General features: G+C 47.5%; 18 protein-coding genes. 3 read left to right on the top strand and 15 right to left on the bottom strand.

Annotation, left to right across the window (positions count from 1 at the left end):
• Positions 1–52: 52 nt before the first annotated feature.
• The 7 genes from J0L70_RS22660 to J0L70_RS22630 all read right to left on the bottom strand — a co-directional run bounded on the left by J0L70_RS22660 (position 53) and on the right by J0L70_RS22630 (position 8,626).
• On the bottom strand, positions 53–1,390 hold the full coding sequence (locus tag J0L70_RS22660) for a UDP-N-acetylmuramoyl-tripeptide--D-alanyl-D-alanine ligase (protein ID WP_287455940.1): 1,338 nt from the start codon (positions 1,388–1,390) through the stop codon (positions 53–55).
• Positions 1,391–1,552: 162 nt separating this feature from the next.
• Positions 1,553–2,344, bottom strand: a complete 792-nt coding sequence (locus J0L70_RS22655) for a helix-turn-helix domain-containing protein (protein WP_190650962.1) — start codon at positions 2,342–2,344, stop codon at positions 1,553–1,555.
• The gene (locus J0L70_RS22650; protein WP_287455939.1) at positions 2,341–3,129 is read right to left on the bottom strand and encodes a pseudouridine synthase; all 789 of its coding nucleotides are present in this window, start codon (positions 3,127–3,129) and stop codon (positions 2,341–2,343) included. The genes J0L70_RS22655 and J0L70_RS22650 overlap by 4 nt, the downstream gene beginning before the upstream one ends.
• 157 nt (positions 3,130–3,286) lie before the next feature.
• Positions 3,287–4,573 carry a PAS domain-containing sensor histidine kinase gene (locus J0L70_RS22645; protein WP_287455938.1) on the bottom strand — a complete coding sequence of 429 codons (1,287 nt, stop codon included), beginning with the start codon at positions 4,571–4,573 and terminating at the stop codon, positions 3,287–3,289.
• A 54-nt stretch (positions 4,574–4,627) separates the two neighbouring features.
• Positions 4,628–5,392 carry a response regulator transcription factor gene (locus tag J0L70_RS22640; RefSeq protein ID WP_017285743.1) on the bottom strand — a complete coding sequence of 255 codons (765 nt, stop codon included), beginning with the start codon at positions 5,390–5,392 and terminating at the stop codon, positions 4,628–4,630.
• 80 nt (positions 5,393–5,472) lie between these two features.
• Positions 5,473–6,474 (bottom strand): AEC family transporter, encoded by a 1,002-nt coding sequence (locus J0L70_RS22635; protein WP_017285744.1) that lies wholly within the window; start codon positions 6,472–6,474, stop codon positions 5,473–5,475.
• Positions 6,475–6,538: 64 nt separating this feature from the next.
• Complete coding sequence (locus J0L70_RS22630) at positions 6,539–8,626, bottom strand: IMS domain-containing protein (RefSeq protein ID WP_287455937.1); 2,088 nt, start codon at positions 8,624–8,626, stop codon at positions 6,539–6,541.
• Between the two features lie 347 nt (positions 8,627–8,973).
• On the opposite strand from J0L70_RS22630, the gene pdhA reads away from it, so the two are divergent.
• Complete coding sequence (gene pdhA, locus J0L70_RS22625) at positions 8,974–10,005, top strand: pyruvate dehydrogenase (acetyl-transferring) E1 component subunit alpha (protein WP_017285746.1); 1,032 nt, start codon at positions 8,974–8,976, stop codon at positions 10,003–10,005.
• Positions 10,006–10,140: 135 nt separating this feature from the next.
• On the opposite strand, the gene J0L70_RS22620 is transcribed toward pdhA, so the two are convergent.
• Positions 10,141–10,494 carry a XisI protein gene (locus tag J0L70_RS22620; protein ID WP_017285747.1) on the bottom strand — a complete coding sequence of 118 codons (354 nt, stop codon included), beginning with the start codon at positions 10,492–10,494 and terminating at the stop codon, positions 10,141–10,143.
• Positions 10,485–10,895: a XisH family protein gene (locus tag J0L70_RS22615; protein WP_287455936.1), complete on the bottom strand. Its 411-nt coding sequence runs from the start codon at positions 10,893–10,895 to the stop codon at positions 10,485–10,487. Before J0L70_RS22615 ends, J0L70_RS22620 begins: the two co-directional genes overlap by 10 nt.
• Before the next feature lie 192 nt (positions 10,896–11,087).
• Between J0L70_RS22615 and J0L70_RS22610 the strand changes: the two genes are divergently transcribed.
• A complete protein-coding gene (locus J0L70_RS22610; RefSeq protein ID WP_017285749.1) occupies positions 11,088–11,990 on the top strand; it encodes an ADP-ribosylglycohydrolase family protein in 903 nt (300 codons plus the stop codon).
• A gap of 184 nt (positions 11,991–12,174) precedes the next feature.
• On the opposite strand, the gene menB is transcribed toward J0L70_RS22610, so the two are convergent.
• From menB to J0L70_RS22585, 5 genes are all read right to left on the bottom strand, one after another.
• Positions 12,175–13,008, bottom strand: coding sequence for a 1,4-dihydroxy-2-naphthoyl-CoA synthase (gene menB / locus J0L70_RS22605; RefSeq protein ID WP_017285750.1), 834 nt, complete (start codon positions 13,006–13,008; stop codon positions 12,175–12,177).
• Complete coding sequence (gene menD, locus J0L70_RS22600; RefSeq protein ID WP_287455935.1) at positions 13,005–14,708, bottom strand: 2-succinyl-5-enolpyruvyl-6-hydroxy-3-cyclohexene-1-carboxylic-acid synthase; 1,704 nt, start codon at positions 14,706–14,708, stop codon at positions 13,005–13,007. Before menD ends, menB begins: the two co-directional genes overlap by 4 nt.
• Positions 14,705–15,382 carry a Uma2 family endonuclease gene (locus J0L70_RS22595; RefSeq protein WP_287455934.1) on the bottom strand — a complete coding sequence of 226 codons (678 nt, stop codon included), beginning with the start codon at positions 15,380–15,382 and terminating at the stop codon, positions 14,705–14,707. Before J0L70_RS22595 ends, menD begins: the two co-directional genes overlap by 4 nt.
• The gene (locus J0L70_RS22590; protein WP_287455933.1) at positions 15,379–16,761 is read right to left on the bottom strand and encodes an isochorismate synthase; all 1,383 of its coding nucleotides are present in this window, start codon (positions 16,759–16,761) and stop codon (positions 15,379–15,381) included. The genes J0L70_RS22595 and J0L70_RS22590 overlap by 4 nt, the downstream gene beginning before the upstream one ends.
• A 109-nt stretch (positions 16,762–16,870) precedes the next feature.
• Positions 16,871–18,247, bottom strand: coding sequence for a cytochrome P450 (locus tag J0L70_RS22585; RefSeq protein ID WP_287455932.1), 1,377 nt, complete (start codon positions 18,245–18,247; stop codon positions 16,871–16,873).
• Positions 18,248–18,347: 100 nt separating this feature from the next.
• Here J0L70_RS22585 and J0L70_RS22580 point away from each other — a divergent pair, with 100 nt between their 5' ends.
• Positions 18,348–19,847 (top strand): phytoene desaturase family protein, encoded by a 1,500-nt coding sequence (locus J0L70_RS22580; protein ID WP_287455931.1) that lies wholly within the window; start codon positions 18,348–18,350, stop codon positions 19,845–19,847.
• Between the two features lie 57 nt (positions 19,848–19,904).
• On the opposite strand, the gene J0L70_RS22575 is transcribed toward J0L70_RS22580, so the two are convergent.
• Entirely contained in the window at positions 19,905–20,447 is a 543-nt protein-coding gene (locus J0L70_RS22575; protein ID WP_017285763.1) for a Dps family protein, read from the bottom strand.
• Positions 20,448–20,550 lie beyond the last annotated feature (103 nt).

The raw sequence follows: 20,550 nt of genomic DNA, 5'->3' as shown, positions 1-20,550 counted from the left end.
CATCTTTCTCAGGTGAGAGGGGGGGTCTTCTCAAAGGAGGAGAAGGTCGATCCTATGGGAGGAGTTGAGCGACGACGCGATCGAGACCTACCGCTCTAGAAGCCTTAAACAATAAGCGATCGCCTGATTGCATCAATTGATTCAGTCGAGCAACAACTGCCTCGTGATTTTCAAACTTTTCGGCTAGAACAGGAGCCGCTGCCGTTGCCATTGCCTCAGCTTCCCCGGGATCAGCCAAAATCAACAGTCGATCGAGTTTCAAATTCTTGACTTGTTCTCCAACTTGCCGATGATATTGAATTGACCAGTCGCCCAGTTCTTTCATGGTTCCAAGCACAGCAATTCTCCGTTCTCCTTCGGTCTGTGCTAGCAATTTCAAAGACGCTAGCATTGACTCCAATCCAGCGTTGTAGCTCTCATCTAAAATGACGACATCGTTTGAGAGTTCATAGCGTTTTGCTCGACCGCTCGGTAAATCAACTTCAATTCCCTCGGTCAGCTTCGATGCATCCAGATTCAAAGCTTTCACCACTGCCAAAGCTGCTAAAAAATTCAGTGCATTGTGTTCTCCTAGCAAAGGTAGAGGAAACGCTAGATCCTCTACTTTCAGAGTTTCAGGATTGATCAAGTGTCCCTGCACATCACCACCGCTCAGCCCGTAAGTGATGGACTTGCCTTGCCAAACTGTTTTTGCTGTTTCTAGTAAAAGCGGATTTTCATAGTTCAAAATTGCCACTGAATCTTTCGGCATCTCAGCCAGTAACTCACATTTGGCTTGAGCGATCGCTTCTCTCGATCCCAAAATTCCAATATGCGCTGTTCCCACATTGGTAATCACACTAATATCAGGACTTGCAATCTGAGACAGCAGCGCAATTTCTCCGAGCGCTCTCATTCCCATTTCAATCACTGCAAAATCATGATCTTGATTTAATTCCAAAAGTGTTTTCGGAACTCCGATCTCATTGTTGTAATTTGCTTGCGTCTTATGAACTTTGCCGTATTTCGATAAAACTGCTGCAATCAATTCTTTTGTCGTCGTCTTTCCAACTGACCCAGTAATCGCAATAATTGGAATCTTAAATTGAGTCCGCCACCAATGCCCGATCGCTTGATACGCAACCAAGGTATCTGGAACGATCAGGACAGGAAGATCACCTGCATCAAATTGAGCATCCACGATCGCGGCAATTGCCCCTTGCGCGATCTCAGATTCTACAAAATCATGTCCGTCAAATTTTTCACCTCGTAACGCCAGAAAGATTTCACCCGGTTTGACAGCACGGCTATCTGTTGTGATGGAAGTTGCCGTGCATGACCGATCAGGTAAATTCTGAAAAGATGCCTCAAGGACTGAAATAATCTGCTCTAGAGTTGCGTGGAAAGACATGAGAATCAATTGGCGTTTAACGGATTGAGTTTACATCTTGGCGCTACGCTTGCCTAGAGGGGATCGAAAGCTCCTGCTACCCCCCACTCCCCACTCCCAAAAACCATGGGACGAAAAAAAATGGGGCGAGACTCACCCCATTTCTCTCGAATTTTCTACCCTCTACGGCAGATTTGCATTTGCCATAGCCGGAGTTGGTGGAAACACTTTCTCTTCCACCTCTCCCGGTGAGCCTAAAGGCTGCCCCGCGCTCTCGTTATAAGAAACAATCACGCTCCCTGCATCTCCTGCCGTGACCACGACCTGCTTGTCTGCTGTCCAAGTCCGCTGCGTCCCCTTCGGCAACGCTCCTTCGTAGGCAACTTGGTCATCTGCGGTCACTCGCACCCAAGACTCCGCAGTCAAGGTCATGCCAACCCGCACAGGCTTATTCGAAGATGGAGCAACTTTCTTAGCCCCTGTCTCCTGCTTCGCCGGGAACATCGGTCCCATCGGAACCGTGGGAGGCTTTTGCATCTCAATCGTTGCCACTGCCGACTGAACCGATCGATTGAGAAAATACGATAAGCCATTCACTGCCCCAACAATCAGCAGCAGATAGAGCAGATACAGATGCACCGGGCGCAACTGTGCTCCGGGCAGACTTCTCCAAGGCGCACGGATCTGAGGGAGTGCCATCACACCAGTCGTCGGAAACTCGCTGGCAAATTGCACACCATTTAGCCCGATCGCATCGGCATATTGGCGGATAAAACTATGGATATAAACAGGCTCAGGCAACTCGTCAATCTTGCCCTGTTCGATCGCACGTAACAATCGGGGCTGAATACAAGTCGTGCCTGCCACCCGTTCGAGGGGAATCTCTTGTGCTTGACGGCGATCGCGGAGTCGAGCACCCAATTCAGCGAGCCGTTCGGCTTGTTCTCGATTCGTTTGGAGGGTTTGCTGTCTCATCTGCGCTGCTCCTTCATCTGTGCTGGCAACCTCTCTGGGAGGGTCATTCCCTGCTTCAACAAGCGAATTTCAAACTTTTCGAGTGAGCGATATTGTCCTGGGCGCAAGGTAGATTTGCTCGGTGGCTGGAGTAAAACATCCCCAATCGCGATTCGGTGAAGCCGAACAACAGGATAACCTAACTGCTCAGCAATGCGCCGAATTTGCCGATTTCGACCTTCTCGTAAGACAACTCGCAATAGTGTACCAGAGGAATTCCGGTTTAGAATGTTCACAGTTGCAGGCAAAGTCTTTCGATCGTCTAACATTATGCCTTCTCGCCATTGCCGCAGAGCGGAACTAGACAATTGTCCCACCACTTCGACATCATAGGTTTTCGCAATGTGATGGCGCGGATGAGTCAGATAATGAGTCAATGCGCCATCGTTGGTCAATAAAAGCGCTCCGGTCGATTCTACATCTAACCGCCCTATCGGGTGAAGACCTTGCCCCTGTCGTAAGTCTTCAGGGAGAAGCTCAAGAACAGTACGGCGGTCTTGCGGATCGTGGCAGGTCGTGACCACTCCTACAGGTTTATTGAGGAGTAAATAGAGAAATTCGGGGCGATCTTGGGGGTAAATCACTTGCCCATCGACTTCGACTTGGTCTAGGTCAGGGTCAGCTTTTTGTCCCAATTCGGCGATCGCGCCATTCAGCCGAACTCGTCCTTCGAGAATCATCTGTTCCGCCTGCCGTCGGGAGGCGATTCCCCATTGTGAAAGAATTTTTTGTACTCTTTCGGTCATGACAAGAGTGGGCAAGAGGAATAATACCGAAACATCACCGTAACTATATGCATCAAAACTAATATGTACAAATATTACATCAGCCTGTATTCAGTAAAATGGCGGAAGAATTGAATCGTTCGGAATTCGTAATCCGCTGCGACTTAGCGATAAGTATTTATGAAGTTCGCTCATAGGGCAGAATGACTTGTACCCATGCCCCTCCCGTTTCAGGATGGTTTTGTGCACGCACAGTGCCTTGATGGGCTTCAATGATTTGTCGGACAATCGCAAGTCCCAAACCACTGCCGCTGGTTGGCTGCATTGCTTCTCGCCCTTGAGTCGAACGAACTCGGGAAGGATCAGCTCGATAAAAGCGTTCAAAGATATGAGGGATAGCGTCTTCAGGAAATCCTGCGCCAGCATCAACGAGATCGACTTGAATCTGAGGGGAAACTGATTGGTCGTTTACACTGGTTTCGATCCGAATGATCCCTTTGTTTGGGCTGTACTTGAGGCTGTTATCCAGCAAGTTGAGAAAAACGCGGTGCATTCGAGCCTCATCTGCGCGAACGATCACAGATGCTAGACCACTGTAATAAAATTGTACTTGTTTTTCACTTGCGATCGGTTCTAAGCTTTGCCAAGCAGCATTGATCAGTGTGACGAGATCCGTTTGCTTTAACTTCAATCGCTGCGCCGGATTGAGATCCAGTTGGCTCAGATCCAGCAAGTCTTGAACTAAACGACTTAAGCGCAAGGTTTCATTGAGCAGGCGATCCACCCACTGACGATTTGGGGGATCGATGCGAGATTGCAGGGTTTCGGCAACCAGTCGAATCGAAGTCAGGGGAGTTTTAAGCTCATGGGCGACATCAGAAGTCCAGCGATCGCGTTGTTGCGATAGAGTAACCGCTTCTTGGCGGTCTTCTAAGAAAACACCCACTTCTCCACCTTGAAGTGGAAAAGCCAGCCCTCGCAGCGGAGTTGAGCGCGCTTGAGAGAGGTTTTCAGCATCGGCAGAAGCCGGATAAAATCGCCATTCGCGCTGATGGGGGTGACCTTTTTCCCGCGCTTTTTCGATCAGAGCATCCAGTTCATACGATCGCACTAACTCCAACAAGAGCCGTGGAGCATAGTCATCGCCCTGATTGATCCCCAACAGTTGCACAGCCGCAGAATTGCACCAAATCAACTGATTCTCTTCATCGACTTGCAAGTAGCCGATGGGAGCCAGGTAAAGAATCTGCTTCCAAACTTCCAGTTTGCGTTCGAGTTGTTCCGTCTGAGCTTGATCATGTGCAAGCCGCATGGACAATCGAGACATGATCGATAAGTCCACGCTTGCCTCATCCGGCGGCAGCGTCTTTGCCAACTGGTCAATGCGAGAACTAAGATGACTCCGGTAAATCGTCAGTGGCAGAATTCCGATCGCAAGTCCAGCCAGAAACCAGAAAACAGACACAGGCAAAACAGGGGGCGAGAGTTCACTATGAGCGTTGTGCTCATGACTCCTAGCTTAACCGAATCGATACCCAAAGCCTCTGACTGTGATTAAATACTGCGGATTACTCGGATCAATTTCTAGCTTTTCTCTAATCCAACGAATATGAACATCAACTGTTTTACTTTCCCCAATAAAATCGTGTCCCCAGATTTTTTCGAGCAGTTGATCTCGTGACCAAACTCGTTTGGGGTGACGCAGAAACAGTTCGAGTAGTTTGAATTCTTTGGGAGAGAAGTTCACGACTTCACCACGCACGGTCACCCGGCATTCCTGCGGATAGATTGTGACTTCCTGATATTGCAGAGTCGGCTCAGTCTGAGCGGGCTGAAATTGCTGGTGACGACGCAGGAGCGCACGGCAGCGCGCGACTAATTCCCGCATGCCAAAAGGCTTGGTCAGATAGTCATCCGCGCCGACTTCGAGTCCGACAACGCGATCCATCTCGCTGCCTTTGGCACTGAGGATGAGAATGGGAACGCTGCTGCCTTCGCGTCGCATCCAACGACAAATATCTAATCCGTTGATATAAGGCAGCATTAAATCCAAAATAATCAAGTCAGGCAGAGCCGTCTCGCTGCTACGGTCTGCATTCATCGCCGCTTGTAATCGCGCTAATGCTTGTTGCCCATCTACAGCAGTCGTTACTTCGTAGCCTTCATCAGAAAGGGTGAGCGCGATCGTATCTCGAATTAAATCTTCGTCTTCGACAACCAAAATGCGTCCGAGCGTAAGCTTGGGTGAGATGGGTGCGGATTCGGTCAGAATCGGGGTCGGCATATAAAGTGCATCTCGACTTGTCGGCAAAATTCTACCATTGATCCAGAATCTAGTATGGATTTATACAGTTTTTTATGATTCTAATAACTGATTACCAGCCAGATCGGAATTGTCACCAGAATGGCGATCGTACTGAGGGCGATGCTACTCGCTGCCAGGTTGTGATCTAAGTTGTACTCTTCTGCCAAAATCAAGCTGGCAAAGGCACTGGGAACGCCTGCCATGATGATTAACGATAGCCGGGCATCGTGATTCAGTCCTAATAAGGTAACGGCGATCGCAACTAAACTTGGCAAAATGACTGCTTTCAAGGCAACCGGGACAGCCGCTGCTTTCAGACTATCAATTCCATTCAGTTGAATCAAGCGCATCCCCATCAGCAGGAAAGAAGCAGGAATCACAAACAATAACGACGATTGGCAGAGCGTTTCTGCCCAGTTGGGAAATGCGATCGACTGAGTAAAATAAGCAGCCGCAAATGCCCATAACGTCGGAACCGTCAAAATGTCACGCAGCAAGGTTAAAGGCGTACTTTGAGTTTCCGATCGCCCATAGTGACTCGCGACTAAAACGCCAACGCCAAAGGTTCCCACAAGATTTTGCGTCACGCTAAAAAATACAGCCCAACTGAGATCTCCATCGCCAATCAAAGCCGGAATAAGTCCTAACCCAACAAACCCAGTATTGCCGATCGTCGCTGCGATCACAAATGTCCCTTGAGAAGCGCGGTCAAGCGGCGGAAACCAGGGTTCAATTTTATCGAGCCAAGCGGGTTTGACTTGAGTTTTGAGCCAAATCAAAATTCGCAAAGCAAGCCACGCGATCGTTAACCCTGTGCCGAGGGTGGCGATCGTCACTGCGGGAACAATCCCAATATTGGATGAAAAATCTGTTTCTCGTACCAGGGCAAAGATCTGCCAAGGAACACCGACCCAGTAAAGACTTCGACCTAAGAATCTTGGAAACGATTCTGGTAAAAAACGAAACAACAATGCTCCCACCCCTGTCCAAAGGATTAAGGGGGTGTAAGCGTGAACCAAACTTCCGATCATGCCCTTTCCGCCACTGGGCGCTACTCCCATGGCTATCGTAACGGATCATGAAAGGAATTAGTACAGTCAGAAGAGAGACATTTTTGGCAAAAAATTACTGCCAGGTTTTAATTCTCCACTGATTGTCTTGACGAACAAGGGTGTAGCTGACTGTCATATCGCGATCGGTCTGAGTCTCGGCAGGCTGACCCGGCGAAAAATATTTACGAACTTCTGTCACTGTTGCTTTAGCGATCGCTTGAGTCGGATCAGTCGGGCTGACCTCTACCGTGTCTACTTTCACCGCATGATCGTATTCAATGTGCTGGTTTTCGCGTTTTGCTTCGTCAGATGCACGTTGCCATTCTGCAAGCTTCGGCTCGGCTAAAACTTGCGTCAGTTTGCTAGGGTCATGATTGCTTCCCATTGCCGCTTTTTTTGCGTTGAGCCAAGTTTCGATCGCGGTTTGTGCCAGAGCGACATTCATCTCTCCCGTGAGTGAAACGGGCTGTTCTGCGGGTTTTAAGTTCACAATGGGCTGATCAAGCTGTACGAGCAGCGGATCAACTGCCGGAGCGCCAGGACTTAGAATGGCTCTGAGTGCGCGAATCATCAGGAACCCTAACCCCATCGCCATCGCCACTCCCAGTAAAAGGAGCAACCAGCGCGATCGACGGCTTTCTCTAGGAGGTGCAGTGGGTTCATCGTGATCCGGTGCTTGAAAGCGCGCTTGAGCCGGACGAGGACGACCATTTCGAGGACGTTCCGATCGCGGCTTTGTTCTTGCGCCATTTGAACCAAGTTTTGCAGACCTTTCCGCCGCAGGCAGCGGAGCGGTTTCAGCGGTCAGCGTTGCCGTTGCAGAACGATAGCCCCCCAAGTTCTCTTCAGTCACGAAGGTTTGACTGCGCGATCGACCATTGCGGCTAACGCTTGAGATCAATTCGCGATGGAGTCCGCGCTCTCCTAAAGACCAATCCGCCACAACTTCACCGTCTGCGGGCAGTTCTTCGAGATAAGCTTGCACTTGCTCATCTGCAAAATACTCTTTCAGCAAGGCTTCGCGTTTCGCTAGATCGCGGAAATGGGGAAAGACTTCATCTTGAAGCCACCGTTCAGAATAAAGGCACAATCCGGGCAATAGATCCGGAGCACCCTGGGAATTTTCACGAATAAAGGCGAGCGGCTCATATTCTTGAGACAGTTCGAGGACTCGGCTCGCTTCTTCAGTTTGACCGAGCAGTAAGGCACAGACCGATTGCTCTAAATGGACATCTTGCCGACTGCCTAGCCGCGATAACATCCCTTTGGCACGGCGAATCAAGGCAGGCTGATGCTCAGCAAATCCTCTGGCTAACAGCGAGTATACGGCTAGATAAGTTGCGACAGCTGAAGGACGACGCGATTCTTCTTCAAACAGGGCTTGTTGTTCTTCCGCGCTCAAGTAACCGCGCAATTGTTGAATAAACCGCAAAAAGTCATCAATGCTTAACCCAGACTGATCGTTTCCGGTTCCATCAATGCCGCCCCGTTCTCGCAGCATGTCTTTCAGTAAGCGCAACCCGTGCTGACGATCGTTCGCCTCACTTTCCGGCAGCGCTAAGAGTTCCAAAATCCGGTAGGGTCGCAGTTTATACAAATCAGACTGAATCTCACCCCGCACTCCCGCAAATAAGCCTTCTCGTAACAGCAATTCTTGCCCAGTTTCCAGCGCTTCGGCGGCACTTTCATACTGTCCTTGTTGCCATTGCTCCCGACCCAGTTCGAGACACGCAAGCGCGATCGTCAATACAATATCCGACAATACAATCCGGGGATCACCAAAGCGCCCATCTTTAATCGTTGCGGTTCCGCTACTGAGGTAAGGACGACCGATCTTCAGAACTAATTCATATTCACCCAGCTCTTGGAGAATCAGCAATCCACCAATGAGTTGCTGATCGTCAATCTCGATCGTGATCGCATCGCTGTCTGATTCGTACTGAGTACTGAGTAGCGTTTCGTCTACTTGTTTACGCTGCTCTGGATCAGACAACACCGCATAAGCTTGATCTAAAAGGCTGCGGCGCGTGGCAATGGCAGCTTCCGAGTACTCGCGGCGCGGGAGTTGTAAAGTGCGATCGCGATGAGCTTGCTTCAGTTGGTCTGCCGTCGCTTGCATCGGCAGACCTAAAATTCGGTAGTAGTCGAGCGGTATACGCACGGTTCACGTCCCCAGCAGTGGTATCGAGTAAAGATTGAGAAGATGACGTTCAAGTTGACAGCCATCATACCCTGTAGATGCAAAGTCGGTAGCTTCCGGGTGCGTAACTTTAAAAGGTGATCCTAACAATAATCTCATCTATAGAGAGATGGAACCACTTCAAGTTAAATAATTCTTGAAATTTGTTAAAATCTGCCTCTGTGTCTGATACGTTTCCGGTTTGAGCATTTGATCTTTGATACATCAGGAAGGTATTTTAGATTAGATTATTCAGAATGGCGCGCAATCTTAGGCGCAGTTTTCAATTACTTTCGGGTCGAGTATTGCAGCGAGGTTAATGGATTCTCATGGTTCAAGAAAGAGCATTTCCCGCATTCCAGACCGTTCCCGCGCAAGTGACTCGCGAGGAAGGCTTGATGCTATATGAAGATATGGTTCTCGGTCGCTTCTTTGAAGATAAGTGCGCCGAAATGTACTATCGCGGCAAGATGTTCGGGTTCGTTCACTTATATAACGGACAAGAGGCGGTTTCGACGGGTGTAATCCGAGCGATGCGCCAGAGTGAGGACTATGTCTGTAGTACATACCGGGATCACGTTCATGCACTCAGCTGCGGAGTTCCGGCTCGCGAGGTGATGGCGGAGCTGTTTGGCAAGGCGACGGGCTGTAGTAAGGGTCGGGGCGGTTCGATGCACTTGTTTTCAGCAGAGCATCGATTACTCGGCGGATTTGCATTTATCGGAGAAGGGATTCCCGTCGCGACTGGAGCAGCATTCCAGTCGAAATATCGGCGCGAAGTGATGGGCGATGAGAGTGCCGATCAGGTTACGGCTTGCTTTTTCGGCGATGGCACAACGAATAATGGTCAGTTCTTTGAATGTCTGAATATGGCAGCGTTGTGGAAGTTGCCGATTATTTTTGTGGTCGAGAATAATAAGTGGGCGATCGGCATGGCACACGATCGAGCCAGTTCTCAGACTGAGATTTACAAAAAGGCGAGTGTCTTTGGGATGCCGGGTTACGAAGTCGATGGCATGGATGTGCTAGCGGTTCGGGGCGTGGCTCAAGAAGCGGTGAGACGGGCACGGGCTGGAGAAGGGCCGACTTTGATTGAGTGTTTGACATATCGATTTAGAGGACACTCGCTGGCTGATCCGGATGAACTGCGATCGAAAGAAGAGAAAGAAGCTTGGTTAGCGCGTGATCCGTTGAAGAAGCTTTCGGCTTATCTGATTGAGCAGAGTTTGGTGACGCAGTCGGAATTGAAGGACATCGAGAAGAAGGTACAAGCTGTTGTCGAGGATGCGGTGAAGTTTGGGTTAGAGAGTCCTGAACCTGATCCGAGTGAACTTTATAAGTACATCTTTGCTGAGGATTAATCGAGTTGAGGTCGGTCTTAGGATCGACCTTTTTTATTAATTTATTGCAATCGCAAGGGCTTTTAGGAATCGGAAGTTGAGAAGTGCGGAAAGCAACATCTTTGTGGCTGTAGCTGATGAAAACGAGAGAGTCTCTTAAGCCACAGCCTCACCTGTTCCAAAATCCGTATATTGACGAATTTCAGGTTCATGAAACGCCAGGATGATATCTTGCTTTGGAACACCTAGCTCGACCAGTCGATTTGCAATTCCTTCCTCTGTTCCATCATGCTGAATCCAAATCTTTCCATCTTTAATATCTAGATGTAGAATGCAGCCAAAATCTCGACGTGTACCCCGCCAACCCACATAGAGCAGTTGATAGTGATCCTGTTCTGTATCAAATAAAGTTTGGACTTCGTACTCCTGAGCATTTCGAGGTCGAGAAGCACGCGATCGACGTTCAGAAAGTAACTGACGAATGTATTGGCGATATTGCTCTACAGCCATTGTGTAAAGACCTCCTGTTGTACGTCATAAATTACCAAGCGAAGTTGATACCGTTCAACTGCTGAAACGATAAATTTTCTCTGAAAGAAAGTGGTGTAAACTGGCTCGCGTACCGCAAGGTAAAGCCGTCGATCGGGTTCAATTTGTGTCAGTGCGTCCCGATAATTCAGAAACTGCCCCAAAGCAGTATGAAACTCTCCAACATTGGATGGACTGATGAAACTTTTGACTTCTACTGCAATCTTTTGTCCTTCTCGTTCTGCGGCAAGGAGTTGTTCGGCAGCTAAATCAATTTCAAAATCGACATCATCCACATTGATCTCGTAAGGATCATCTGTAATGTTCCACCCTTCCTTTTCTAGGGCAGTTCTTACAACTTGATGAAATCGATCTTTTGCCATTAGACTTCTAAGCTCATTCTCTTCTCATTGTAGATAAGCTCTGATTCAAAAAACGAGCATGATCTCTACATGGGCTAGAAACTGCGATCTCGATCCAGCACGAGGTAACCAGTAGGGATATGAAATTAAATCTCTCGGTTAGAATCATCAGATATGAGTCTGGTCGCAGACTATAAAACACAGTAAATTTCTATGAATCGATCAGAACGATTTCGAGGGTGTCTGTTAGGACTAGCTGCAGGCGATGCTGTAGGCACAACGGTTGAATTTCAGCGTCGTGGCTCTTTCTCTCCTGTAACAGATATGGTCGGCGGAGGCCCATTTAACCTCAAGCCTGGTCAATGGACTGACGATACATCAATGGCGTTATGCCTGGCGACTAGTCTCGTCGAGGTTGGTGCATTTGATGCGATCGATCAAATGCATCGTTACTGCAATTGGTATGAGAACGGTTATCTGAGCAGTACTGGTGACTGCTTTGACATTGGTAACACAGTCTGTCAAGCCTTACATCAATACAAAACCTCTGGCAATCCATTTAGCGGTTCCACGAGTCCACGGTCTGCCGGAAATGGGTGTTTGATGAGACTTGCACCTATCCCTATGTTTTATTTCTCAGACCGCGATCGCATTCTACATTTTTCCGGTGAGAGTTCTCGAACAACACATGGTGCACCAGAGTGTATTGAGGCAAGTCGTTTGTTTGGAGACATCCTGTTCCGCGCACTCTCAGGAGCTAGCAAAACAGAGATTCTTTTTGGGAATAATCGAGAAACAATTACATCTCCATCCATTCAATCGATTGCTCGTGGGGAGTATCAAAGTAAACAAGTCAATGATATACGTGGCACAGGATATGTTGTCGAGAGTTTAGAAGCTGCACTTTGGTGTTTCTGGACAACAGAAACTTATGAACAAGCAATCCTTACAGCGACTAACTTGGGCGATGATGCAGATACAACCGCTGCTATTTGTGGGCAAGTTGCTGGAGCGTATTACGGAGAATCGGGTATCCCGATCGATTGGCTTAGAAAACTTACGATGCGCGATGAAATTACTAAGCTTGCTGATCAGTTACAAACTGCTGCGGCATAAGCCTCAACACACACCGCTCGCAAAGAGATGATTGGTTAGAATTCAAAACTGTCTGCGGTGGATAATTGGGAACGATAGCTAGCTTCAGTTTCTGGTCGAGGAGACGACATCAACATTTCTACAGCAGGCACGGATACTACTGTAAACCTTGAGTACCAATGCCTGAAATCACGGTGAGAATTGCTTAAGGTAGCCAGGGATATTTGCGAAAGTCAGGTTTGCGTTTTTCTAGAAAAGCTTGTTTGCCTTCGGAGCCTTCTTCGGTCATGTAGTAGAGCATCGTTGCGTTTCCAGCGAGTTCTTGAAGTCCAGCTTGTCCGTCACAGTCAGCATTTAAGGCAGCTTTCAGGCAGCGAATCGCGATCGGGCTTTTCTCCAAAATTTCCTGTGCCCACTGAATCCCTTCTGCTTCAAGTTGTTCAACGGGGACAACAGTATTGACGAGTCCCATGTCTAGAGCTTCTTGAGCATTGTATTGACGGCAGAGGTACCAGATTTCGCGAGCTTTTTTCTGTCCTACAATTCGAGCCATGTAGCTTGCGCCAAATCCACCATCGAAGCTGCCCACTTTTGGCCCTGTTTGACCAAAAACTGCATTATCAGCCGCGATCGTCAAATCACAGAGCAAATGCAAGACATGACCACCGCCGATTGCATATCCCGCAACCAAAGCAATGATCGCTTTTGGCATCGATCGAATCAAGCGCTGTAAGTCGAGAACATTTAATCTCGGTACGCCTGCTTCGTCAACATAGCCTGCATGACCGCGAACGCTTTGATCTCCACCAGAACAGAAGGCATATTTGCCATCAGTGTGAGGTCCTGCGCCTGTGAAGAGGATCACTCCAATGCGGGAATCTTCGCGGGCATTGGCAAATGCGTCGTAGAGTTCGACGATCGTTTTAGGGCGGAAAGCGTTGCGTTTGTGAGGGCGATTGATGGTGATTTTGGCGATGCCGTCGGCTTTGTGATAGAGGATATCTTCGTAGTCTTTAACAGGTGTCCAGTCCAGAGTCATAGTAAATTCGCAAAGTGTTTTAGTTTGGTTTTGCGCCAGTTGGCATCGTGATGGCGATCGGTTCTGAGTTCTAGAACTCGAATACCATCAGGTGGGAGAGGATTTAAGCGATCGCGCAATTGATCCCAAGTTTCGATGATTTCATGTTTTACGTCGTATGTTTGACAGAGTTTAGAGAAATCTATGTTTTGAGGCGTTGCAAAAAATTCTTCAAACGGCGGATCAAACGGTGCAATCGGAAGCATTCCGAAGATTCCGCCACCGTTGTTATTGATCAGCACGATCGTTAAATGTCCTTTGAAATGAGATCGAATTAAAAATCCATTCGTATCATGTAGGAGCGCTAAATCTCCAGTGAGCATCACGGCACTCTGATGATGAGCAATTCCCAAGGCAGTAGACAGCGTGCCATCAATACCGTTCGCGCCTCGGTTGAAAAAGGGTTGAATTCTCGAATCTCCAGGCTTCCAGAAGAATTCAGCATCGCGCACAGGCATACTGCTCGCAATAAAAAGAGGAATATCAGGCGGAAGCGTTTGAGACAGAAGCCAAGCAGATTTGCCCTCAAATAAGGTCGTCTCTTCAGCAAGGCTTTGGTCAATGATTTGACGCATTTTAGATTCTGCTGCGAGCCAATCTTTGAGAAAGTCGGTGACGGGTAGAGTTTGAACGGATTGGAGATCTTCGATCGACAAACGAATGTGAATGGTTCTGCTGTGAAGCGGATCAAGACTGCGATCGCTCGGATCAAGGACGTATTGCAAGGGTTGAATTTGCTCAAGCCAGAGTCGCACCTCTTTACTAGTTGGCATTTCGCCAATTCGGATGACAACTTCAGGCGCAAGAGCTTTCGCGAGTTCTTTGTTTCTGAGAATGGTGTCGTAAGTTGAAATCAGATACGGATTGAAGCTTGCGTAGTTCCGAAGTGGAGAGAGCGCTTCCGCAAAAACGGGCATGGAGAGAGATTTTGAGAGATGTGCGATCGCTTGGCAATATTGCTTTGGATCTTCAGGCTGAGAGACTCCTGCAATAATGATGCCTCTTTGGGTAGCAAAGTTGTCGGGAAGCCCCCTAAATCCCCCAAGTTTGGGGGACTTTGAGTTGGAAATATGCTCGAAGAAATTAGCAGGTACTTGAGACGGCATTCCTGATTGTTCAATCGGTGCTAAGGGTTCTCGGAAGGGCATGTTCAAATGCACCACGCCCGCGATCGGATATTGAGTTTGCTCGATCGCATTCAGAACGGTCTGGCGTAAATAGGAAAGAAGTAATAGTTCTGGAATTGCAATTTCAGTGTAGAAATTTGTGAATGAGCCGAAGAGTTTTTGCTGATCGATCGCTTGCCCCGCATTGCAATTTCTCAATTCGGGTGGGCGATCTGCGGTCAAGATTAGTAAAGGAACTCTACTTTCTCTTGCTTCGACTACAGCAGGAAAAAAGTTAGCTCCTGCCGATCCAGAAGTACAGACTAAAACAACAGGCTGATGCGTTCTTCGAGCAATTCCTAAAGCGAAAAAAGAAGCCGATCGCTCATCTAAAATCGGAATCGCTTCAATGTCTGGATGTCTAGCAAAAGCAACCGTTAGAGGAGTCGATCGAGAACCGGGACAGATAATTGCTGTTTTTAATCCCGATCGAGCTAATGTCTCAACGAGCACCGATGCCCACAAGGTATTGATATTCCGAAAATCTAAGTTCATCTCGATCGCAGTGCTTCTACAAAGGCTTGATGTTCTGGAGATTGCACACCAGCTTGAACGGTTTGAACAACTGCAAGCCTATCTCCGCTTAAAAGGGCATCAGCTTTGAGCCATAGTCCAGGAAAAACTCGCGATCGCATGACTCCTTGTTCATCTAGCAAAATTGGCTGATACTCCGCATCTATCAATTCAAACCAGTCCAATTTGTTTTCAAAAGATTGCCAAACAATGTACTCTTGCACGCCATTTCGACGATAGACTTGTTTCTTCGTTCCAGTCTCGATCGAAGCACTACTAGCTGCAATCTCGACGATCAGTTCAGGCGCACCGGAGAGATAGCGATCTGTCTCGATCGTAACTTTACCACCACAAATTTGATCAATAAATAGAATCAAATCAGGTTGAGGTTCGTTATCGAGATCCAGCCGCACTGTAGGAGTATCGCCAAGCCGAACGCCAGGAGTCAGAATTTTGTAGTTATACAACCACCCATTCAGATCGCTATGAGGTTCAGCATGAGGTTCAAATCGTAAGGGAGAAGCCACGTATACAATTCCTTCGATGAGTTCAGCTTTTTTGATTCGGGGATCAGCGCTGTATCGTCGCTCGAATTCTGGGCGGGATAAGCGATCGCCGTTTTCCAAAGGTGGGAGTTTGCTCAAAGGAGTGTTCATGTCAGGGCATTCAACAAGGCTTGCAGTTTGAGTTGAACTTCAGCGAATTCCTTCTCTGGATCTGATCCTGCCACAATTCCCGCGCCTGCGAAGAGTCGAGCTTGATTTCCTTGCAAAATGCAAGACCGGATTCCAACTGCAAATTCGCCATTGCCATGATGATCCATCCAACCAATCGGAGCCGCATACCACGATCGCTCAAATGGCTCGAATGATTTCAAATGCTCACACGCAATTAGCTTCGGTGCGCCTGCGACGGCTGGAGTTGGGTGTAATTCGGCGACCGCATCTAAGAGATGTAAATCGGATGGAATCGTGGCACGAATCGGAGTTTGTAAATGCTGAATGTTTGGGAGTTGTAAGAGGCTTGGAGGTGAAAATTGGGGCGTGAGTCCTAAATTTCTCAGATGTTGTGCGATCGAGTCAATCACCACTTGATGTTCATGTTTTTCCTTTTGGCGGCTGAGTAAAGTCGCTGAGAGACGAGCATCTTCGGCACGAGTTTTGCCGCGGGGAACTGAGCCAGCGAGAGCAACCGTAAATAAGCGATCGTTCTCGATTTTGACAAGGCGCTCTGGAGTCGCACCGATAAACGTTGCACCTTTGCCGTTACTTGCCGAGAAAACATAACAATTTGGATAGCGCGATCGTAAATTGCTTAAGGATGAAACTAAATTAAAAGGCAACGGTGAAGTGATATCTAACGCATCAGCTAAAACGATTTTTTGAAAATGCTTGGATTGAATCAGCTTCAATGCAGCCGTGACGGATTTTTGAAAGCGGTCTGAAACAGGATTTTGATTGAAAAAAGGTTTGGGAATATCAAGGGCAAGGCGAATCACTTTAACATTGCAAATTCGCTGAATCGTGCTTAAAACTTCGTCTGTCGCGGTTGCTGGATCGAAGGATTCTGAGATTTCTAGATTGGCAACGATCGTCGATCGACCTTTGTTGCGAGAAATTTGCCAAGCCGGAACGAAAACACTTGCAGCAGGAAATAGGTGATCGCTCGTCTGATCAAAAAATGAAAAATTACAGAAAAAATGAATACCAGAAAATTCGGAGTCTAAATCACCGATTTGATAGGATTTTTCCCTTGTTGTTTCGATAAATGATTTGATTTGAGAAAAGCGATCGCTGCCTTCGGCTTCAAACTGTAGTGCAGTATCAAACGCTAAAACTGCACCATGATTCTCAAAATAGAAATGCTTTTGATCTGGCTTTACAAAACTATTGAGAACAGCCAGTAAATCAATTTCTTCAACATTAATCGAAATACTCGCAACGCCTTGATGAGTAGATTGTTTACACCTGAGAAGAAATTGATAAAGATCTTTAGAATCAGGTTTTGGATGAAGCTGATACTGGATCGCAGGCATAACAAACTATCCCAAACATGGCTTTTATAATGCTCAAGCCGATCTTACGGGATTTGGGTTTTCCGATTTCCAATTGATGATTTATGTAACGTAAAATCCGCTTTTTCTGTTAAGGATTGTGAATCAATTCGGGGATGATGGCACGATCTCGCACCACTTTCAACTGGAACGAATCCGGTGGCACGAAGGTAATGCCACGTCTTGCAGGTCGAATCTCTCGGTTCAACGTCGATTCAAACTCATACCAAGATAGAACCGTTGCCAGAACCAGTTTCATCTCGAACATCGACAACGCCATGCCGACACAACTGCGACTCCCTCCACCAAACGGCAAATACTCATACGCTGAAAATTTCCGCTCTAAAAACCGCTCTGGCTTAAATTGATCCGCCTGCTCGTAAGTTGCTTCTCTGCGGTGTGCCAAATAAATGCTGGGAATCAAAACGGTTCCTGGCTCGTAAGTGTAGCCTTCGATTTCAATCGCTCGTTTGACTTTTCGCGGTTGGGAAATCAGCGCGATCGGATAAATTCGCAATGCTTCCTTACAGACTGCTGTCAGATAAGGAGCCTGAGAAAGGGCGATCGGATCGGGATTTTCGCCCAATTCGTCTAATTCTTGCCGTAAGCGATCGAGACAATTTGGATTGCGATGCAGCCAATAAAACGCCCACGTCAACGCCGATGCTGTCGTTTCATGCCCAAGCAGCAACAAGGTCATTAGCTGATCTCGCAATTCTTGATCGTCCATGGATTCGCCTTGCTCGTCTCGTGCTGTCATGAGCACAGAGAGAATATCTGTACGATTTTGTAGAGAATGAGAACGTCGATCGCGAATTTCGGCATAAATCAATTCATCAATTTGAGCCATTTGGTCGAGAAATTTGCCCCAAGGACTCCACTCTCCCAGGTTTTGCTGCAAGATAGGGAAAAAGAACTGAGTCGAATAAAGTGGCGAAGTAATCGCTTCGAGCAATTGAGCTAGTAACTGTTTCAACCGCTCGTATCTCGCCCCAGGAACCAGTCCAAACACAACTTGCAGAATCACTTGCAGCGAAATTTCTGACATTTCAGATCGCAGAGCGATCGTGTCTCCCACATTCCAGTCGATCATGCGCTTCTGCGCCAACTGACAAATTAAATGCCCCTGACTGTGCAACTGTTCGCGATGCAAAGCAGGCATTAATAACTGTCTTTGGCGCTGATGCCGTGCGCCTTCTTGCATGATCAACGATTCATTTCCAACCAGAGGACGAAATACATCCGTCACTTTGCCAAACTCAAACGCATCTGCCAAAGTCGTGAATACAGCCTGAATCGCATCAGGATGGCTGAGAAACACGACAGGCGGGGAATTTAAGCCGAGAACTCTTGTGGTGAACGTATCGCCATACTGAGCGGACTGTCGATCGAAGAATGCGATCGGGTCGGCGACCAGTGACAGCGTTTGAAAGAGAGCAGGAGTGGAAGAACCGATCGGCAACGTCATAGCAAATTGCAATGCACACACGTTTCTAGTGTACGGAATTATCTCAGATCTCTTCTTTTACAATTGATTTACAAATGAGTTACAAATTTGGGATCACACGATGGTAGATGCGATCGTCATTGGAAGCGGAATCGGGGGCTTAAGCTGTGCGGGGATTTTGGCAAAATATGGCTATGACGTTTTAGTTTGCGAAAGTCATGCGATCGCAGGGGGAGCCGCTCACGGATTTGAGCGCAATGGATTTAGATTTGATTCAGGCCCATCGCTCTACTCGGGCATGTCCTACAGTCCATCTCCGAATCCGCTGCGGCAAGTCTTAGATGCGATCGACGAAGATATCGAATGGTTGAATTACGACACTTGGGGCTGTTGTCTGCCTGAAGGCACGTTTGATACTCAAGTCGGGGCAGAACAGTTCTGTGAGGTTTTACAGCAACTCCGAGGCGAAAATGCAGTCGCTGAGTGGAAAAAATTACAGCAGGTCATGGCTCCTTTGGCAAAAGCTGCAATCGCGCTTCCACCTGCCGCTGTTCGATATGATTTCGGAGCCTTACTGAGTGTTGGACAATATCTTCCTAAGATGCTGCAAAATGCGATCGGACTTTCTCAAATTACAGGAGCGTTTTCGCCTGTCATGGATAAAGTTGTGAGTGATCCATTTATTCGCAACTGGATGGATTTACTTTGCTTTTTACTATCAGGATTACCCGCCGATAGTACGAATGCGGCTGAAGTTGCTTTTATGTTTGCAGATTGGTATCGCCCGAATGTGCAGCTTGACTATCCAAAAGGTGGAAGTGGCGCGATCGTCGATGCTTTAGTTCGAGGATTGAAAAAGTTCGGCGGCAAGATTCGCCTCAATGCTCACGTTGAGAAAGTCTTAGTCGAAAATCAAAAAGCAGTGGGAGTAAAGTTGCGAAATGGAGAAGAACTGAGATCGCGCTATGTGATCTCAAACGCCTCAATTTGGGATACTTTGAAGCTCGTCAACAGTTCTGAATTTACTCAGCAACGCCAAGATACTCCGCAATGTGATAGCTTCATGCACTTGCACTTAGGAATTGATGGACAAAGTTTAGACCATCTAGCTTGCCATCATATCGTTGTCAATGATTGGAGCTTAGGCATTACAGCACCACAGAATGTTGTTCTAATTTCAATTCCATCCTTGCTTGATCGTGCGCTTGCTCCGCCTGGAAAACATGCAATTCATGTCTATACTCCCGGAAATGAACCCTATGAGATTTGGGAGAAGTGCGACTCTTATCCAGAACTCAAGCAACAGCGATCCGAGGTGATGTGGAAAGCTTTAGAACGCGTCATACCCGATATTCGATCGAGAACCGAATTGACCCTAATTGGAACACCCTTAACCCACGAAAGATTTCTCCGCCGACATCGTGGAACTTATGGGGCAGCAATTCGAGCAACAGATGGATTATTTCCTAGTGCTTTAACTCCCATTTCAGGCTTGCTCTGCTGTGGTGATTCAACTTTTCCGGGAATTGGATTACCTGCGGTAGCAGCAAGTGGAATGATTGCCGCAAATACGATCGCACCAGTTCGGAAACATTTAGACCTCTTGAAACAAATCCAATAAAATACCCAGCACTCTCGCACTGGGTATTTGACTAGGAAGTTCACTCAAATTTGCGAACTACTTTGCAACACCTGCTGGGAATTTGACTTCGTTCGGCGTTTCATTATCAGACTCAACGCGCTTACCTTGAACAAACGATCTCAACATCCAAGCCATTTCCTCATGTCCTTCCATCAATCCGGTAAGAAAATCAGCCGTTCCTTCATCATGGAAATCTTCGGAACACTGATCAATGTGCTGACGCAAATTGCGAATAATTTGCTCGTGATCGTCTACTAGGTTGATCACCATTTGAGAAGAAGAAGGAACGTCGCCAGTATGTTCCTTGATCGACGAATATTGAATAAAACCAGCAGCGGTTCCGACAGGGTACTCACCCAAAGCGCGAATCCGTTCAGCCGCTTGGTCGATCGATTCATTCAGAATAGTATATTGCTCTTCCCAGATTTGGTGTAGCGATCGAAACTCAGGACCAGTCACATCCCAATGATATTTCTTTGTTTTGATCAATAGCAGATTCATGTCTGCCAAATCACGATTCAACAGTTCACAAACGCCTTGACGCTGTTCATCCGACAAACCAATATTAATCTTACGCATGGCAATTACTCTTTATCTTCGGTTTCCTTGACTAGTTCACCAAATTCCACCGAGAACAGCATCAGTCGCAGGAAAGAAGGCAGCGATCGAGAATCCCATCCTT

The sequence above is a fragment of the Leptolyngbya sp. UWPOB_LEPTO1 genome (assembly GCF_017302695.1).
GTDB classification, from domain to species: domain Bacteria; phylum Cyanobacteriota; class Cyanobacteriia; order Leptolyngbyales; family Leptolyngbyaceae; genus Leptolyngbya; species Leptolyngbya boryana.
This window is presented reverse-complemented; position numbering and strand designations above follow the sequence as displayed.